27 protein-coding genes are annotated in these 16,440 nt (G+C 66.7%); 1 reads left to right on the forward strand and 26 read right to left on the reverse strand.

What is annotated here, in order from left to right; translation table 11 throughout:
* Window positions 1-13: 13 nt before the first annotated feature.
* A complete protein-coding gene (locus AC5WRT_RS04090) occupies window positions 14-2,101 on the forward strand; it encodes an acyltransferase family protein (RefSeq protein WP_496099928.1) in 2,088 nt (695 codons plus the stop codon).
* A gap of 9 nt (window positions 2,102-2,110) precedes the next feature.
* On the opposite strand, the gene truA is transcribed toward AC5WRT_RS04090, so the two are convergent.
* The 26 genes from truA to rpsS all read right to left on the reverse strand — a co-directional run bounded on the left by truA (window position 2,111) and on the right by rpsS (window position 16,431).
* Window positions 2,111-2,950: a tRNA pseudouridine(38-40) synthase TruA gene (truA, locus tag AC5WRT_RS04095; RefSeq protein ID WP_496093017.1), complete on the reverse strand. Its 840-nt coding sequence runs from the start codon at window positions 2,948-2,950 to the stop codon at window positions 2,111-2,113.
* Window positions 2,951-3,057: 107 nt separating this feature from the next.
* Entirely contained in the window at window positions 3,058-3,573 is a 516-nt protein-coding gene (gene rplQ / locus AC5WRT_RS04100; RefSeq protein ID WP_496093018.1) for a 50S ribosomal protein L17, read from the reverse strand.
* A 117-nt stretch (window positions 3,574-3,690) separates the two neighbouring features.
* Window positions 3,691-4,713 carry a DNA-directed RNA polymerase subunit alpha gene (locus tag AC5WRT_RS04105; protein WP_003966937.1) on the reverse strand — a complete coding sequence of 341 codons (1,023 nt, stop codon included), beginning with the start codon at window positions 4,711-4,713 and terminating at the stop codon, window positions 3,691-3,693.
* Window positions 4,714-4,866: 153 nt separating this feature from the next.
* Complete coding sequence (gene rpsK, locus AC5WRT_RS04110) at window positions 4,867-5,271, reverse strand: 30S ribosomal protein S11 (protein ID WP_003956432.1); 405 nt, start codon at window positions 5,269-5,271, stop codon at window positions 4,867-4,869.
* A gap of 65 nt (window positions 5,272-5,336) precedes the next feature.
* Entirely contained in the window at window positions 5,337-5,717 is a 381-nt protein-coding gene (gene rpsM, locus AC5WRT_RS04115; RefSeq protein ID WP_023547369.1) for a 30S ribosomal protein S13, read from the reverse strand.
* A gap of 191 nt (window positions 5,718-5,908) precedes the next feature.
* Window positions 5,909-6,022: a 50S ribosomal protein L36 gene (gene rpmJ, locus AC5WRT_RS04120; protein WP_003998809.1), complete on the reverse strand. Its 114-nt coding sequence runs from the start codon at window positions 6,020-6,022 to the stop codon at window positions 5,909-5,911.
* 58 nt (window positions 6,023-6,080) lie between these two features.
* A complete protein-coding gene (infA, locus tag AC5WRT_RS04125; protein ID WP_003948620.1) occupies window positions 6,081-6,302 on the reverse strand; it encodes a translation initiation factor IF-1 in 222 nt (73 codons plus the stop codon).
* 152 nt (window positions 6,303-6,454) lie between these two features.
* Window positions 6,455-7,291 (reverse strand): type I methionyl aminopeptidase, encoded by an 837-nt coding sequence (gene map, locus AC5WRT_RS04130; RefSeq protein WP_496099929.1) that lies wholly within the window; start codon window positions 7,289-7,291, stop codon window positions 6,455-6,457.
* A gap of 102 nt (window positions 7,292-7,393) precedes the next feature.
* Window positions 7,394-8,056 carry an adenylate kinase gene (locus AC5WRT_RS04135; protein WP_496093020.1) on the reverse strand — a complete coding sequence of 221 codons (663 nt, stop codon included), beginning with the start codon at window positions 8,054-8,056 and terminating at the stop codon, window positions 7,394-7,396.
* Window positions 8,056-9,369, reverse strand: a complete 1,314-nt coding sequence (secY, locus tag AC5WRT_RS04140; RefSeq protein WP_496093021.1) for a preprotein translocase subunit SecY — start codon at window positions 9,367-9,369, stop codon at window positions 8,056-8,058. Before secY ends, AC5WRT_RS04135 begins: the two co-directional genes overlap by 1 nt.
* 243 nt (window positions 9,370-9,612) lie before the next feature.
* Window positions 9,613-10,068 (reverse strand): 50S ribosomal protein L15, encoded by a 456-nt coding sequence (rplO, locus tag AC5WRT_RS04145; RefSeq protein WP_030601181.1) that lies wholly within the window; start codon window positions 10,066-10,068, stop codon window positions 9,613-9,615.
* Window positions 10,069-10,070: 2 nt separating this feature from the next.
* The gene (gene rpmD, locus AC5WRT_RS04150; RefSeq protein ID WP_003998814.1) at window positions 10,071-10,253 is read right to left on the reverse strand and encodes a 50S ribosomal protein L30; all 183 of its coding nucleotides are present in this window, start codon (window positions 10,251-10,253) and stop codon (window positions 10,071-10,073) included.
* Window positions 10,254-10,255: 2 nt separating this feature from the next.
* Window positions 10,256-10,861, reverse strand: coding sequence for a 30S ribosomal protein S5 (gene rpsE / locus AC5WRT_RS04155; RefSeq protein ID WP_324936594.1), 606 nt, complete (start codon window positions 10,859-10,861; stop codon window positions 10,256-10,258).
* Between the two features lie 36 nt (window positions 10,862-10,897).
* Window positions 10,898-11,281, reverse strand: coding sequence for a 50S ribosomal protein L18 (gene rplR / locus AC5WRT_RS04160; RefSeq protein WP_496093022.1), 384 nt, complete (start codon window positions 11,279-11,281; stop codon window positions 10,898-10,900).
* Between the two features lie 3 nt (window positions 11,282-11,284).
* Entirely contained in the window at window positions 11,285-11,824 is a 540-nt protein-coding gene (gene rplF, locus AC5WRT_RS04165) for a 50S ribosomal protein L6 (RefSeq protein WP_496093023.1), read from the reverse strand.
* Between the two features lie 24 nt (window positions 11,825-11,848).
* Entirely contained in the window at window positions 11,849-12,247 is a 399-nt protein-coding gene (gene rpsH / locus AC5WRT_RS04170) for a 30S ribosomal protein S8 (RefSeq protein WP_496093024.1), read from the reverse strand.
* A gap of 215 nt (window positions 12,248-12,462) precedes the next feature.
* Entirely contained in the window at window positions 12,463-12,648 is a 186-nt protein-coding gene (locus AC5WRT_RS04175; protein ID WP_003948630.1) for a type Z 30S ribosomal protein S14, read from the reverse strand.
* A gap of 5 nt (window positions 12,649-12,653) precedes the next feature.
* Entirely contained in the window at window positions 12,654-13,211 is a 558-nt protein-coding gene (rplE, locus tag AC5WRT_RS04180) for a 50S ribosomal protein L5 (RefSeq protein WP_014674377.1), read from the reverse strand.
* The gene (rplX, locus tag AC5WRT_RS04185) at window positions 13,211-13,534 is read right to left on the reverse strand and encodes a 50S ribosomal protein L24 (protein ID WP_496093025.1); all 324 of its coding nucleotides are present in this window, start codon (window positions 13,532-13,534) and stop codon (window positions 13,211-13,213) included. Before rplX ends, rplE begins: the two co-directional genes overlap by 1 nt.
* Window positions 13,535-13,536: 2 nt before the next feature.
* Entirely contained in the window at window positions 13,537-13,905 is a 369-nt protein-coding gene (gene rplN / locus AC5WRT_RS04190; RefSeq protein WP_003998823.1) for a 50S ribosomal protein L14, read from the reverse strand.
* Window positions 13,906-14,001: 96 nt separating this feature from the next.
* Complete coding sequence (gene rpsQ, locus AC5WRT_RS04195) at window positions 14,002-14,289, reverse strand: 30S ribosomal protein S17 (RefSeq protein WP_496093026.1); 288 nt, start codon at window positions 14,287-14,289, stop codon at window positions 14,002-14,004.
* Complete coding sequence (gene rpmC / locus AC5WRT_RS04200) at window positions 14,289-14,513, reverse strand: 50S ribosomal protein L29 (RefSeq protein WP_007494763.1); 225 nt, start codon at window positions 14,511-14,513, stop codon at window positions 14,289-14,291. Before rpmC ends, rpsQ begins: the two co-directional genes overlap by 1 nt.
* Window positions 14,513-14,932 (reverse strand): 50S ribosomal protein L16, encoded by a 420-nt coding sequence (gene rplP / locus AC5WRT_RS04205; protein ID WP_030174541.1) that lies wholly within the window; start codon window positions 14,930-14,932, stop codon window positions 14,513-14,515. The genes rpmC and rplP overlap by 1 nt, the downstream gene beginning before the upstream one ends.
* Before the next feature lie 5 nt (window positions 14,933-14,937).
* Window positions 14,938-15,759, reverse strand: a complete 822-nt coding sequence (gene rpsC / locus AC5WRT_RS04210) for a 30S ribosomal protein S3 (protein ID WP_014674374.1) — start codon at window positions 15,757-15,759, stop codon at window positions 14,938-14,940.
* Complete coding sequence (rplV, locus tag AC5WRT_RS04215; RefSeq protein WP_030778516.1) at window positions 15,759-16,106, reverse strand: 50S ribosomal protein L22; 348 nt, start codon at window positions 16,104-16,106, stop codon at window positions 15,759-15,761. The genes rpsC and rplV overlap by 1 nt, the downstream gene beginning before the upstream one ends.
* Before the next feature lie 43 nt (window positions 16,107-16,149).
* A complete protein-coding gene (gene rpsS / locus AC5WRT_RS04220; RefSeq protein WP_330338324.1) occupies window positions 16,150-16,431 on the reverse strand; it encodes a 30S ribosomal protein S19 in 282 nt (93 codons plus the stop codon).
* Window positions 16,432-16,440 lie beyond the last annotated feature (9 nt).

Raw genomic sequence — 16,440 nt, forward strand, 5'->3', positions numbered from 1 at the left:
CGACAGGAGAGACGTGACCACCCATCAAGCCACCGCGGCAAGCGACACGACGCGGCCGCCCGGGCACCGGCCGGACCAGCACCGACGAAGAGCCCCCAAGGATGACCGGCTGCGCAAGTACCGGCCCGACCTCCAGGGCCTGCGCGCCGTCGCGATCACGATGGTCGTCTTCGTGCACACAGGCATCCTCGGCATCCACGGCGGCGTCGACGTCAGCTTCACGCTCAGCGGCTTCCTCATCGGCAGCCAGCTCCTTGCGGAGATCGACAAGACCGGCAAGGTGTCGCTCGGCAAGTTCTGGGCCCGCCGGTTCCGCAGGCTGGCCCCGGGGGCCGCCCTCACCATCATCGTGACGGCCGTGGTGGCGTGGATCTACGCCAGCCCGCTCAGGTTCCGCAGCTATATGCAGGACGGCCTCGCCGCCTCGCTGAGCTTCATCAACTGGCGCCAGGCCGAGAACGGCACCGACTACTTCGCCTCCGACGGCAGCCAGTCGCCGTACCAGCACTTCTGGTCGCTGAGCATCGAGGAGCAGTTCTACCTCCTCGCGCCGATCGCGCTCGTCGTCGTCGCCTGGCTGAGCCGGGTCATCTTCCGCAACCGCTTCCTGGTCGGGCTGTTCCTGGCCGTCGTGATCAGCGGCTCGCTCTACCTGTCGGTCACGACGACCCGGACGAACCAGCCGCTGGCCTACTTCGGCACCCCGACCCGCGTGTGGGAACTGGCCGTAGGCGTCTTCGTCGCCCTCAACGCCCGGTTCCTGTCACGCATGTACCAGGGCCTCGCGGCCGTCCTCAGCTGGGTGGGACTCGTCACCGTGCTGGTCACCGCGTCCCTCATCACCGAGCAGACCCCCTTGCCCGGGTACGCGGTGGGTGGCCCCGTGCTCGGCGCCGCCCTGATCATGGCGGGCGGCTGTGCCAACCCTCGCCTCGGCGCCGAGCGCCTCCTCGACAACCCCGTCTTCGATTTCGTCGGCAATGCGAGCTACGGATGGTACCTCTGGCACTGGCCGCTGCTGATCCTGTGGTCGGACATCGTCGGCCATGAGATCACCTACTCCGACCGCTTCCGCGTCGCCTCGGGCTCCTTCGTGCTGGCCGTCGCCGGGCACTATGCGATCGAACGACGTCTGAAGGCCAACGTCGGGCTGGTTCAGATCCCGTGGCGCGGCATCCTCACCGGTCTGACCCTGACCGCCACCGCGGCCGTCGCCATGGTCCTCGCCATACGGGTGGTACCGCTCAACCTGGACACGGCCGCCGGGGCCGCGAACGGGGGCTCCGTCGGGTACGCCGACGAGAAGTCGGTGCAGCGGGCCGTGCTCCAGAAGGAGCTCTCCGCCACCGCGCAGAGCATTCTCCCGGGAGCTCCCAAGGACACGACCCACTACGGCTGCATCGACAACACCGACGTCAAGAAGTTCGTCATGCGTGACAACTGCGTGATCGGGGACAAGCAGGGCAAGCGCTCGATCGTCGTCATCGGAGACTCCCACGCCTGGCAGTGGGGCGACGCCTTCGAGAGCCTCGGGAAATCACTGCACGTGAAGGTGGTGACCATGGCGAAGGGCGGCTGCTCCCCCGAGGTGTACGCCATCAAGAACCCCGAGCTGAACCGCGAGTACTCCGAGTGCGACAGCTGGCGGCAGTCGGCGTTCAAGAGCATCGACGACCTCAAGCCAGACGTGATCGTCGTCACCAGCCGCATCCGGCAGGAGGTGACCGCGCAGGGCGCCGAGCAGGCCTTCAAGGTTCTCGAGGCCTCCGGTGCGAAGCTCGTCTACATCACGGACACCCCTCAGCCCGGACGGAACGTACCTGACTGCCTCGCCACCCACATCCGCGACATCTCCGCCTGCAACCCCTCCGAGGACAAGGCCGTCGAATTCCCCGACCTCCGCGCCGTGGAGCAAAAGGTCGCCGAGCGCCACGGTGCCGAGGTCCTCAACTCACTACCCGCGTTCTGCGCCGACAACGTCTGCCCGACGGTGATCGCCGACCAGATCGTCTACTTCGACAACAGTCACATGACGGGGGCCTATGCGAAGTCGCTGGCGCCCTTCCTCAAGCCGACCGTCCAGAAAGCCCTGGCCGGCTGACATCCGCTGTCAGTGGACCTTCCCCCGCACCCGTCGTGCCTGCCGCTGCCTCTCCAGCAGCAGCTCGTCCGCCGGGTAGGCGACCTCCTCCAGGGTCAGGCCGTGCGGGCGGACGACGTGGACGGCGCTGTCCCTGACACCGGCGTCGAGGACGCGCCGCGGCCACTGCACGTCGCGGTGGCCGTCGCCGACGAACAGCAGCGCGCCGACCATGGAGCGCACCTGGTTGTGGCAGAAGGCGTCCGCCCGGACCTCGATCTCGATGACGCCGCCCGCGCGCCGGACCACGCCGAAGTCGAGGATCTCCCGGATCGTGGTCGCGCCCTCCCGCTTCTTGGCGTACGCCGCGAAGTCATGCTCCCCGACCAGGGACTTGGCGGCGGCGTCCATCACGGCGACGTCCAACGGCCGGTCGTGCCACAGCACGTGGTTGCGCAGCAGCGGGTCCACGCCGCCGGGGTTGTCGGTGACGCGGTAGACGTAGCGCCGCCAGATCGCGGCGAACCGGGCGTCGAAGCCCGCGGACGCCTCCCGCAGGGCCCACACCCGTACGTCCCTGGGCAGCCGCCCGGCGAGCCGCTTCAGCAGCTTCCCGCTCTGTTCGGCCCAGACCTCCCGGGGCAGATCCACATGGGCGACCTGACCCCTGGCGTGCACCCCGGCGTCGGTGCGCCCGGCCACGGTCAGCTCGAACGTCCGCGGCGACCGCGTCACCGTACGCAGCGCGTCCTCGACCTCCGCCTGGACCGTCCGTCGGCCGCCGGCCTGCTTGGCCCAGCCGTGGAAGTCGGTTCCGTCGTAGGAGAGGTCGAGGCGGATGCGGACGTCACCGGGCTGTACTTCACTCACGAAGAGATCCTCTCAAGCTCTGGCTCCTGTCTGGGAAGTGCCTGCTCGGAAACGGGAAAGCGGGCCCGCCCCGAAGGGCGGGCCCGCTTACCGCGTCAGGCAGAGCCTCAGGCGTCCTTCGACTCCTCGGCCGGAGCCTCGGCGGCCTCGGTCTCCTCGACCTTGGCCTCCTCGACCTTGGTCTCCTCGACCTTGGTCTCCTCGACCTCCTTGACCGCACGCTTGGTGGCGGCCTCGGCCTCACCCACGGCCTTCTGCTGCACCGTCAGCGCCTCGACCAGCTCGATGACGGCCATGGGCGCGTTGTCGCCACGGCGGTTACCGATCTTGGTGATGCGGGTGTAGCCACCGGGACGGTTCTCGTACCGCGGGCCGATCTCGGTGAAGAGCGTGTGGACGACGCTCTTGTCCGTGATGACCTGGAGCACCTGACGGCGGTTGTGAAGGTCGCCCTTCTTCGCCTTGGTGATCAGACGCTCGGCGTACGGACGCAGGCGGCGGGCCTTCGCCTCGGTGGTGGTGATACGGCCGTGCTCGAAGAGGCTCTTCGCCAGGTTGGCGAGGAGCAGCTTCTCGTGCGCGGCGCTGCCGCCCAGACGGGCACCCTTGGTGGGCTTCGGCATGGTTCTTCTCCTGTGTGTCTGCCCCGGCCGTGTCAGGTACCGGGGTCAGTATCCGAGCAGACGGTTGTCTGTCGGAGATCCGGGGTCCGCCGACGCGGACCCCGGAGGTGGTGGAGATCAGTACTGCTCGGTCTCCACGAAACCCGCGTCCGCGTCGTCGTCGGCGCCGAAGGCGTCGGCAGCGGCCGTGGGGTCGAATCCGGGCGGGCTGTCCTTGAGGGCCAGGCCCATGCCGGCCAGCTTCGCCTTGACCTCGTCGATGGACTTCGCACCGAAGTTGCGAATGTCGAGGAGGTCGGCCTCGGAGCGCGCGACCAGCTCACCCACGGAGTGGATGCCCTCGCGCTTGAGGCAGTTGTAGGAGCGGACCGTGAGCTCCAGCTCCTCGATCGGCAGCGCCAGGTCGGCGGCCAGGGCGGCGTCCGTGGGGGACGGGCCCATGTCGATGCCCTCGGCGTCGATGTTCAGCTCACGCGCGAGACCGAACAGCTCGACCAGGGTCTTGCCGGCGGAGGCCATGGCGTCACGGGGACGCATCGCCTGCTTGGTCTCGACGTCGACGATCAGCTTGTCGAAGTCGGTGCGCTGCTCGACACGCGTGGCCTCGACCTTGTACGTGACCTTCAGCACCGGTGAGTAGATGGAGTCGACCGGGATACGGCCGATCTCCTGGCCCACCTGCTTGTTCTGCACGGCGGAGACGTAACCGCGGCCGCGCTCGACCGTCAGCTCCATCTCCAGCTTGCCCTTGCCGTTGAGCGTGGCGAGGACCAGGTCGGGGTTGTGCACCTCGACACCGGCCGGGGGCGCGATGTCGGCGGCGGTGACCAGACCCGGGCCCTGCTTGCGCAGGTACATCACGACGGGCTCGTCGTGCTCCGAGGAGACGACCAGCTGCTTGATGTTGAGGATCAGGTCGGTGACGTCCTCCTTGACGCCCGGCACGGTGGTGAACTCGTGCAGGACGCCGTCGATGCGGATGCTGGTGACAGCAGCGCCGGGGATCGACGACAGGAGGGTGCGGCGGAGGGAGTTGCCGAGGGTGTAGCCGAAGCCCGGCTCCAGCGGCTCGATCACGAACCGGGAGCGGAACTCGTCGACGACCTCTTCGGTCAACGAGGGACGCTGAGCGATCAGCATGTGTGGATCAGATCCTTCATTCGTGGACGCCCGCTATTTGACGTCCGACGGAAACCGCACCCGTGAAAAGTGCGGGTACTGCAAGGGTACGGGCGGTACGACCCGAAAGAGCCGTACCGCCCGGAACCGCGAGCCGTGCGAGGCGGCCGTGCGTCAGACGCGGCGGCGCTTCGGCGGGCGGCAGCCGTTGTGCGGGGTCGGGGTGACGTCCTGGATGGAGCCGACCTCGAGGCCCGTGGCCTGCAGGGAGCGGATCGCGGTCTCACGACCGGAGCCCGGGCCCTTGACGAACACGTCGACCTTGCGCATGCCGTGCTCCTGGGCGCGGCGGGCGGCCGACTCGGCGGCCATCTGCGCGGCGAACGGCGTGGACTTCCGGGAGCCCTTGAAGCCGACGTGGCCGGCGGAGGCCCAGGAGATCACGTTGCCGGACGGGTCCGTGATGGAGACGATCGTGTTGTTGAACGTGCTCTTGATGTGCGCGTGGCCGTGAGCGACGTTCTTCTTTTCCTTGCGGCGCACCTTCTTGGCAGCGCCCTGACGTCCCTTGGGGGGCATCTACTAACTCCTACGGGAGGTGGTCGGTCCTACAGCGAAGACCGTGGACAGGTGTCCGCTGCGGACTACTTCTTGCCCGGCTTCTTCTTGCCGGCGATGGCGCGACGCGGCCCCTTGCGGGTGCGGGCGTTGGTGCTGGTGCGCTGACCGCGGACGGGCAGACCGCGACGGTGACGGAGACCCTGGTAGCAGCCGATCTCGACCTTGCGGCGGATGTCGGCCTGGATCTCGCGACGGAGGTCACCCTCGGTCTTGATGTTGTTGTCGACGTACTCGCGGATCGCGACCAGCTGCTCTTCGGTCAGGTCACGGACGCGGGTGTTCGGGTCGACGCCGGTCGCAGCCAGCGTCTCCTTCGAGAGGGTCCGGCCGATGCCGAACACGTAGGTGAGGGCGACCTCCACGCGCTTTTCGCGCGGGATGTCAACACCGGAAACGCGTGCCATTCAATGGCTCCTGGTGATCTTCGGAGGTCTTCCACAGAACCGGTTCCCGGTCGCCGTATCAGGTACGAACCGGGTCCCCGGCCTCCGAACCGGGGGTGTCGAGCTGGGTGGCTCGGGTCCTGCGTATGAACATATTCAGCTCGCGTCGCGCGAATCTCTGCGATAGAGGTGCAGAGGGTGTCGGTCGTGCGTCAGCCCTGGCGCTGCTTGTGGCGCGGGTTCTCGCAGATGACCATGACCCGACCGTGACGGCGGATCACCCTGCACTTGTCGCAGATCTTCTTGACGCTCGGCTTGACCTTCATTAGGTGAGGTTCTCCGGGTCAGTGCCATCACCCCGCCGGGGCGGGATGCGGGCAAGATCTACTTGTACCGGTAGACGATCCGGCCACGCGTCAGGTCGTACGGAGACAGCTCCACCACGACCCGGTCGTCAGGGAGGATGCGGATGTAGTGCATACGCATCTTGCCGCTGATGTGTGCCAGGACCTGGTGGCCGTTCTGGAGCTCGACCTTGAACATGGCGTTCGGCAGAGACTCGACGACAGTGCCCTCGATCTCGATGGCACCTTGCTTCTTGGCCACGCTTCGCCCTTCGAATCGACTACCTTGATCGACTCCCACGCTGCCCCTTACGGGCGCATGCGGACATGCGGGTGCACGAGAGCCGACGAGTCAGTCTACGTCGGAGCACCCGGAAACGCGAATCGAGGAAGTCTGCCCCACGAGGATGATCCCTATGCCAGGGGGTCGGGGGCGGCCGTGACGCCGTGCTCGGCGAGCTTCGCCCTGCCGCCGTCGGGCGCCGTCAGCACCAGCGGGCCCTGCTCGGTCAGGGCGACCGAGTGCTCCCAGTGCGAGGACCAGGTCCCGTCGGTGGTGATGACCGTCCAGTCGTCGGAGAGGACCTCGGTCTTCGGCGTGCCCAGCGAGACCATCGGCTCGATCGCGAGGCAGAAGCCGGGAACCAGCTTGGGCCCCTTGCCGCGGCGCCGGTCGACGTAGTTCAGCAGATGCGGGTCCATGTGCATCTCGGTGCCGATGCCGTGGCCGCCGTAGTCCTCGATGATGCCGTAGCGGCCGCCGCCCGGCTTCGGCTGGCGCCGGATGTACGTCTCGATGGCCCGCGAGACGTCGACCAGCCGGTTGCCCTGCTTCATGGCCGCGATGCCGGCCCACATCGACTCCTCGGTCACCCGGGACAGCTCGATCAGCTCCGGAGCGTGTCCGGAGCCCACGAAGGCGGTGTAGGCCGCGTCGCCGTGCCAGCCGTCGACGATCGCGCCGCAGTCGATGGAGATGATGTCGCCGTCCTTGAGGACGACGTCGTCGGAGGGGATGCCGTGGACCACGACGTCGTTCACCGAGGTGCAGATGGTGGCGGGGAAGCCGCCGTACCCGAGGAAGTTCGACCTGGCGCCGTGCTCGGCCAGTACCTTGCGGGCGATCTCGTCCAGGTCCTTGGTGGAGGCGCCGGGCACCGCGGCCTCGCGGGTGGCCGCGTGGATGGCGGCGACGACCAGACCCGCCGCACGCATCTTCGCGATCTGCTCGGGCGTCTTGATCTGCACCATGGGGGCCTGCGCTCTCCGTCACTCACATCGGCTGGGTCATCGGTACAACAGTACGGCCGCGGCACCCGGGGGCGGGCACCGCGGCCGGAGGATCCGGGCTCTCTACTGCTCGGCCTTCTCGCGCTTGAGCGCTTCCAGCGCCCGCTGCGTGATCTCGTCCACCGGGCCCAGGGAGGAGATCGTCACGACCAGCCCCTGCGCCTTGTAGTAGTCGATGATGGGCTCGGTCTGCGTGTGGTAGACCTCCAGCCGCGTGCGGACGGTGTCCTCGGAGTCGTCGTCGCGCTGGTACAGCTCGCCGCCGCAGACGTCGCACACGCCCTCCTTCTTCGGCGGGCTGTACGTCACGTGGAACACGTGGGAGGAGTCGTTGCGGCAGATGCGCCGGCCGGCGATCCGCTTCACGACCTCGTTCTCGGGGACCTCCAGGTCCAGGACCGCGTCCAGCTTGATGGCCTCGGTCTCCAGCAGCTCGTCCAGCGCTTCCGCCTGCTGCACATTGCGCGGGAAGCCGTCCAGCAGGAAGCCCTTCTCGGCGTCCGGCTGCTCCATGCGGTCCTTGGCCATCGCGATGGTGACCGTGTCCGGCACCAGCTCGCCGCGGTCCATGTACGACTTGGCCAGCTTGCCCAGCTCGGTCTGCTGGCTGATGTTGGCCCGGAACAGGTCGCCCGTGGAGATGTGCGGAACGGCCAGCTTCTCGGCGAGGCGGACGGCTTGCGTTCCCTTACCGGCACCCGGCGGCCCGACGAGGACGATACGCATCAGCGGAGGAACCCTTCGTAATTGCGCTGCTGGAGCTGGCTCTCGATCTGCTTCACCGTCTCGAGACCGACACCCACGATGATCAGGATGCTGGTGCCACCGAACGGGAAGTTCTGGCTTGCCCCGAAGCCCACCAACGCCATTGTCGGTACGAGAGCGATCAGACCCAGATACAGCGAACCCGGCCAGGTGATCCGGTTGAGCACGTAGCTGAGGTACTCAGCGGTCGGTCGGCCAGCCCGGATGCCCGGGATGAAGCCACCATACTTCTTCATGTTGTCGGCGACTTCCTCGGGGTTGAAGGAGATCGCCACGTAGAAGAACGCGAAGAACACGATGAGCAAGAAGTACAGAGTGATGTAAATCGGGTGGTCACCCTTGGTCAGGTTCTGGGTGACCCACTGCTTCCAGCCCGAGTTGCCCCCCGCGAACTGCGCCACGAGCGCCGGGATGTAGAGCAGCGAGGAGGCGAAGATGACAGGGATCACACCCGCCTGGTTCACCTTGAGCGGGATGTACGTGGACGTGCCGCCGTAGGAACGACGGCCGATCATGCGCTTCGCGTACTGCACCGGGATGCGGCGCTGGGCCTGCTCGACGAAGACGACGAGTCCGACCATGACCAGGCCGACCAGGATCACGGTGCCGAACTCGATCCAGCCGCCGGCCAGGGTGCCCTGCTTCTTGATGGCCCACAGCGCGGACGGGAAGGTCGCGGCGATCGAGATGAACATCAGGATCGACATGCCGTTGCCGATGCCCCGGTCGGTGATCAGCTCGCCGAGCCACATGACGACGGACGTACCGGCGGTCATGCAGACCACCATCGTGATCGTCGCGAAGATCGTGCGGTCCGGCACGATGCTGGAGGCCACCGAGCAGCCGTTGAACAGCGCGCCGCTGCGGGCGGTGGCGACCAGGCCGGTGCCCTGCAGGATGGCGAGCGCCACGGTGAGGTACCGGGTGTACTGCGTGATCTTCGCCGTACCGGCCTGGCCCTCCTTCTTCAGGGCCTCCAGGCGCGGGATGACCACGGTCAGCAGCTGAAGGATGATGCTGGCCGTGATGTACGGCATGATGCCGAGCGCGAAGACCGTGATCTGCAGCAGCGCACCACCGCTGAACATGTTGACGAGACCGAACAGGCCCTGGTTGCCCTGCGCCTCGGTCACGCACTGCTGGACGGCCTTGTAGTTGACGCCGGGGATCGGAATGTGGGTACCGACCCGGTAGACCACGATGATGGCCAGCGTGAAGAGCAGCTTCTTGCGCAGGTCGGGCGTCCTGAACGCCCGGGCGAACGCGGTGAGCACGGTGCCTCCTGCGACCCCCGCGCAACTGCGTCAAGGGTGACGGTCTTGAGGTTCGACGGATAGAGACGAATAGCTAACGGTCAACTGCCGCTCAGAGTGCCCCATGGGAGGCACCGGTGTAAGTAGGCAGTGCTGGCCACCTTACCGGCGAAGGCACCGCCCTTGGAACGACCGACCGGGGATACCCCTTTTGTGGAGTATCCCCGGTCGGGATCGTTCACGTCATCGAGGGACCTGAGGGACTCAGACCAGCTCGGTGACCGTACCGCCGGCGGCGGTGATCTTCTCCTTGGCGGAGCCGGAGACGGCGTCGACCGTCACCTGCAGCGCCACGGAGATCTCGCCCTGGCCGAGGACCTTGACGAGGCTGTTCTTGCGAACGGCACCCTTGGCCACCAGCGACTCGACGGTGACCTCGCCACCCTCGGGGTAGAGCGCGGCCAGCTTGTCGAGGTTCACGACCTGGTACTCGGTCTTGAACGGGTTCTTGAAGCCCTTCAGCTTCGGGAGGCGCATGTGCAGCGGCATCTGGCCACCCTCGAAGCGCTCCGGAACCTGGTAGCGGGCCTTGGTGCCCTTGGTACCACGACCGGCCGTCTTACCCTTCGACGCCTCACCACGACCGACACGGGTCTTGGCGGTCTTGGCGCCGGGGGCCGGACGGAGGTTGTGGATCTTGAGCGGGTTGTTCTCCGCCATGATCAGTCGACCTCCTCGACCGTCACGAGGTGGCGGACGGTGTGCACCATGCCGCGGAACTCGGGGCGGTCCTCCTTGACGACCACGGTGTTGATCCCCTTGAGACCAAGCGACCGCAGGGTGTCACGGTGGTTCTGCTTGCTGCCGATGTAGGACTTGACCTGCGTGATCTTGAGCTGCGCCATGATTACGCACCCGCCCCGGCACGCGCACGCAGCAGGGCCGCGGGAGCGACGTCCTCGAGCGGCAGACCACGGCGGGCCGCGATCTCCTCGGGACGCTGCAGGCCCTTCAGGGCCGCCACGGTCGCGTGCACGATGTTGATGGCGTTGTCAGAGCCAAGCGACTTCGACAGCACGTCGTGGATACCGGCGCACTCGAGCACGGCGCGCACCGGACCACCGGCGATAACACCGGTACCCGGGGACGCGGGCTTGAGCAGCACGACGCCGGCGGCCTTCTCACCCTGGATCGGGTGCGGGATGGTGCCCTGGATCCGGGGGACCTTGAAGAAGTGCTTCTTGGCCTCCTCAACGCCCTTGGCGATGGCGGCCGGCACCTCCTTGGCCTTGCCGTAACCGACACCCACGGTGCCGTCACCGTCGCCCACCACGACCAGCGCGGTGAAGCTGAAGCGACGACCACCCTTCACAACCTTGGCGACGCGGTTGATCGCGACGACGCGCTCAACGTACGCGGTCTTCTCGGCGGCAGCAGCGCCGCCGTCACGGCCCTTCCGGTCCCGCCGCTCGCCGCCACCGGCACCGCTTCCGCGGCGCTGGGGTCCAGCCATTGGATTACCTCTCTCTTTCCGCTAGCTACAAGCGGCTCAGAACTTGAGCCCGGCTTCGCGGGCGGCGTCCGCCAGGGCGGCGATGCGCCCGGCGTACTGGTTGCCACCACGGTCGAACACGACGGCCTCGACACCGGCGGCCCTGGCACGCTCGGCAACCAGGGCGCCGACCTGCTTGGCCTGCGCGGACTTGTCGCCCTCGCCACCACGGATCGACGCGTCCAGCGTGGACGCCGACGCCAGGGTGTGGCCCTTCAGGTCGTCGATCACCTGCGCCACGATGTGGCGGTTGGAGCGGGTCACGACCAGACGGGGACGCTCCGCCGTACCGGACACCTTCTTGCGGATCCGGATGTGACGGCGCTTGATCGCGGCGCGCTTGTAGGCGTCGCCCTTGAGGATCTTCTGCCCGTATGCCATGGCTTACTTACCCGCCTTTCCGACCTTGCGGCGGATGACTTCGCCCTCGTACTTGACGCCCTTGGCCTTGTACGGGTCGGGCTTGCGCAGCTTGCGGATGTTGGCCGCAACCTCGCCGACCTTCTGCTTGTCGATGCCCTCGACCGAGAAACGGGTCGGGGACTCCACCTTGAAGGTGATGCCCTCGGGGGCCTCGACCAGGATCGGGTGGCTGTAACCGAGAGCGAACTCCAGGTTGGAACCCTTGGCGGTCACTCGGTAACCGACACCGCTGATCTCGAGCTTCTTGACGTATCCCGTGGTCACACCGGTGATCATGTTCGCCACCAGCGTGCGGGACAGGCCGTGCAGGGCCTTGCTCTGCCGCTCGTCGTTCGGGCGGAGCACCTGCAGGGTGCCGTCCTCGCCCTTAGCGATGTCGATCGGCGCGGCAACGGTGTGGGTCAGCTCGCCCTTGGGGCCCTTGACCTTGACCGTACGGCCGTCGATGGTGACGTCCACGCCGGCGGGAACCGGGATGGGGAGCTTGCCGATGCGCGACATAGCTGTTTCCTCCGTTCCCTTCCGTTACCAGACGTAGGCGAGGACTTCCCCACCCACGCCCTTCTTCTGCGCCTGCTTGTCGGTGAGCAGACCGTGGGACGTGGAGATGATCGCCACGCCGAGGCCGCCGAGCACCTTCGGCAGGTTGGTGGACTTCGCGTACACCCGGAGACCGGGCTTGGAGATCCGCTTGATGCCCGCGATGGAGCGCTCACGGTTCGGGCCGAACTTCAGCTCGAGGGTGAGGTTCTTGCCGACCTCGGCATCCTCGACGCGCCAGCCCGTGATGAAGCCCTCCTGCTGGAGGATCTCCGCGATGTGAGACTTGATCTTGGACGCCGGCATCGTCACGGTGTCGTGGTACGCCGAGTTCGCGTTACGCAGACGCGTCAGCATGTCTGCGATCGGATCAGTCATGGTCATGAATTGGCCTGTGGCCTTTCTCGCCGGGGTTTCCTATATGCGCCATCCCTCTCCCCGTACTTCGAAGACGGGACGGGTGCGGCGCGGGGACCTACGGCGTAGTAAGTCGATCCAGGGCAGCGAAGGCCCAACCCTCCTAGCCTAAGGCATGGAAGGTACGGGCCTTCGCCGACCCAGTTGCTTACCGAGAGGTCCAGGAATCCCTGAAAGGGGGATTACCAGGAGCTCTTGGTCACGCCCGGCAGCTCGCCACGGTGAGCCATCTCACGAAGGCACACGCGGCACAGGCCGAACTTGCGGTACACGGAGTGCGGACGGCCGCAGCGCTGGCAGCGGGTGTAGCCACGCACACCGAACTTGGGCTTGCGAGCAGCCTTCGCGATGAGAGCCTTCTTCGCCATCTCGCTCACGCCTCCTTGAACGGGAAGCCGAGGTGACGGAGAAGGGCACGGCCCTCTTCGTCGTTGGTCGCCGTGGTCACCACGGTGATGTCCATACCCCGGACGCGGTCGATCTTGTCCTGGTCGATCTCGTGGAACATGACCTGCTCCGTGAGACCGAAGGTGTAGTTGCCACGGCCGTCGAACTGCTTGGGGGACAGGCCGCGGAAGTCGCGGATGCGCGGCAGCGCGAGCGACAGGGTGCGGTCCAGGAACTCCCACATGCGGTCGCCACGGAGCGTGACGTGGGCACCGATCGGCTGGCCCTCACGCAGCTTGAACTGCGCGATGGACTTGCGGGCCTTGGTGACGGCCGGCTTCTGACCGGTGATGGTGGTCAGGTCGCGGATGGCGCCCTCGATCAGCTTCGAGTCACGGGCGGCGTCGCCGACACCCATGTTGACCACGATCTTGACGAGGCCGGGGACCTGCATGACGTTCTCGTACTTGAACTCGTCACGCAGCTTGCCCGCGATCTCCTCGCGGTACTTCGTCTTCAGACGCGGAGTGGTGGTGGTAGCCATCAGATGTCCTCACCCGTCCGCTTGGCAACGCGGATCTTGTTGCCCTGTTCGTCGAAGCGGTAGCCGACACGCGTGACGACCTTCTGACCGTCCTTCTCCACGACCAGCTGAACGTTGGACACGTGGATCGGGGCCTCGGTGGTCACGATGCCGCCGGCCTGGGAACCGCGAGCGGTCGGACCGGCCTTGGTGTGCTTCTTGACCCGGTTGACACCCTCGACCAGGACGCGCTCCTCGCGCGGGTAAGCGGCAATGACCTTGCCCTGCTTGCCCTTGTCCTTGCCGGTGATGACCTGGACCAGGTCGCCCTTCTTGATCTTCATGCTTACAGCACCTCCGGAGCCAGCGAGATGATCTTCATGAACTTCTTCTCGCGCAGCTCACGCCCGACCGGGCCGAAGATGCGGGTGCCGCGAGGGTCGCCGTCGTTCTTCAGAATGACGGCGGCGTTCTCGTCGAAGCGGATGTACGAGCCGTCCGGACGGCGGCGCTCCTTGACGGTGCGAACGATGACCGCCTTGACGACGTCACCCTTCTTCACGTTGCCACCGGGGATCGCGTCCTTGACGGTGGCGACGATGACGTCACCGATGCCCGCGTAGCGGCGACCGGAGCCACCGAGCACACGGATGCAAAGGATCTCCTTCGCACCAGTGTTGTCGGCGACGCGCAGTCGCGACTCCTGCTGGATCACGTCTATCTCCTGATCGTCTGCCGGTTCCCCGGGGGCCGTCTCTCAACGGCCCCCGGAGCCTGGCGGAACTGACCTGCGGGGTTTGCCCCGCAGGAATTACTTGGCCTTCTCGAGGATCTCGACGACGCGCCAGCGCTTCGTCGAGGACAGCGGCCGGGTCTCCATGAGGAGGACGCGGTCGCCGACACCCGCGGCGTTCTGCTCGTCGTGCGCCTTGAGCTTGTTGGTACGGCGGATGACCTTGCCGTACAGCGCGTGCTTCACGCGGTCCTCGACGGCGACGACGACGGTCTTGTCCATCTTGTCGCTGACGACCAGACCCTCACGGGTCTTGCGGAAACCGCGCGCTTCCTTGTTCTGCTCAGTCACGTTGCTCTCGCTCATCAGGCGTTCTCCACCGTCTCGATGCCGAGCTCACGCTCACGCATGAGGGTGTAGATCCGGGCGATGTCCTTGCGGACCGCCTTCAGACGGCCGTGGTTCTCGAGCTGGCCCGTCGCCGCCTGGAAACGGAGGTTGAACAGCTCTTCCTTGGCCTCGCGGAGCTTCGCCAGAAGCTCCTCGTTGCCCAGCTCGCGCAGCTCGGACGCCTTGGTACCGGCCGACATCACGCTTCACCTGCCTCGCGCTTGACGATCCGGCACTTCATCGGCAGCTTGTGGGCCGCTCGAAGCAGCGCCTCACGGGCGATCTTCTCGTTGGGGTACGACAGCTCGAACATCACACGTCCGGGCTTGACGTTCGCGATCCACCACTCCGGGGAACCCTTACCGGAACCCATGCGGGTCTCGGCCGGCTTCTTGGTGAGGGGACGGTCGGGGTAGATGTTGATCCAGACCTTGCCGCCACGCTTGATGTGGCGGGTCATCGCGATACGGGCCGCCTCGATCTGGCGGTTCGTGACGTAGGCCGGGGTCAGCGCCTGGATGCCGTACTCGCCGAACGCAACCTGCGTTCCACCCTTGGACATACCGTTGCGCTTCGGGTGGTGCTGCTTGCGGTGCTTGACCCTACGGGGGATCAGCATGACGGTCAGGCCTCCGTTCCGGTGCTCTCAGCCGGAGCGGCGGCGGGAGCCTCGGCCTTGGGGGCCTCGGCACCGGCAGCCTGCTGCGGCTTGCGACCGCGCCGCTCGCCACCGCGGCCACCACGGGCCGGGCGGTCGGCGCCACCGCGGGCCGGGCGGTTACCCGCACGGGCGGCAGCGTTCTCGGCGCGGACCTCGGCGATGTTCTTGACGTCGCCCTTGTAGATCCAGACCTTCACACCGATGCGGCCGAAGGTCGTCTTGGCCTCGAAGAAGCCGTAGTCCACGTTCGCGCGGAGCGTGTGCAGGGGCACGCGGCCCTCGCGGTAGAACTCCGAGCGGGACATCTCGGCGCCGCCGAGGCGGCCACCGCACTGGATCTTGATGCCCTTGGCGCCCGCCTTCATCGCCGACTGCATGCTCTTGCGCATGGCACGGCGGAAGGAGACGCGGGAGGACAGCTGCTCGGCGACGGCCTGGGCCACCAGCTGAGCGTCCGTCTCCGGGTTCTTGACCTCGAGGATGTTCAGCTGGACCTGCTTGCCGGTCAGCTTCTCCAGGTCACCGCGGATGCGGTCGGCCTCGGCGCCGCGGCGGCCGATGACGATGCCCGGACGAGCGGTGTGGATGTCCACACGCACACGGTCACGGGTGCGCTCGATCTCCACCTTGGAGATGCCGGCGCGCTCCATGCCGGACGTCATCATCCGACGGATGGCGACGTCTTCCTTGACGTAGTCCTTGTAGAGCTTGTCGGCGTACCAGCGCGACTTGAAGTCGGTGGTGACACCGAGCCGGAACCCGTGCGGGTTTACCTTCTGGCCCATTACCGGGTTCCTTCCTTGCTGCTGACGACCACGGTGATGTGGCTGGTCCGCTTGCGGATCCGGTAGGCACGGCCCTGGGCACGCGGACGGAACCGCTTCAGGGTCGGGCCCTCGTCGACGTAGGCCTCGGAAACGAAGAGGCTGTCGACATCGGTGTGGTCGTAGTTGTGCGCGGCGTTGGCGATGGCGCTGTCGAGCACCTTGCCCACCGGCACGGAGGCGGCCTGCGGAGCGAATCGCAGGACGGCCTGGGCCTCCGTGGCGTCCATGCCACGGATGAGGTCCACCACGCGGCGGGCCTTCATGGGCGTGACGCGGATGTACCGCGCCTGGGCCCTGGCTTCCATGGTTGTCCCTTCAGTTACTTACGTGTCTGAATGCGATCCGCTGCTAGCGGCGCTTCGACTTCCGGTCTTCCTTGACGTGGCCCCGGAAGGTGCGCGTCGGCGAGAACTCGCCGAGCTTGTGGCCGACCATCGACTCGGTGACGAACACCGGGATGTGGGTCTTGCCGTTGTGCACCGCGATCGTGTGACCGAGCATGGCCGGGACGATCATCGAGCGACGGGACCAGGTCTTGATGACGTTCTTAGAGCCCGCTTCGTTCTGGGCGTCCACCTTCTTCATCAGGTGGTCGTCGACGAAGGGTCCCTTCTTCAAGCTACGAGGCATCTCAACCCG

The sequence above is a fragment of the Streptomyces sp. NTD91 genome, assembly GCF_059510455.1.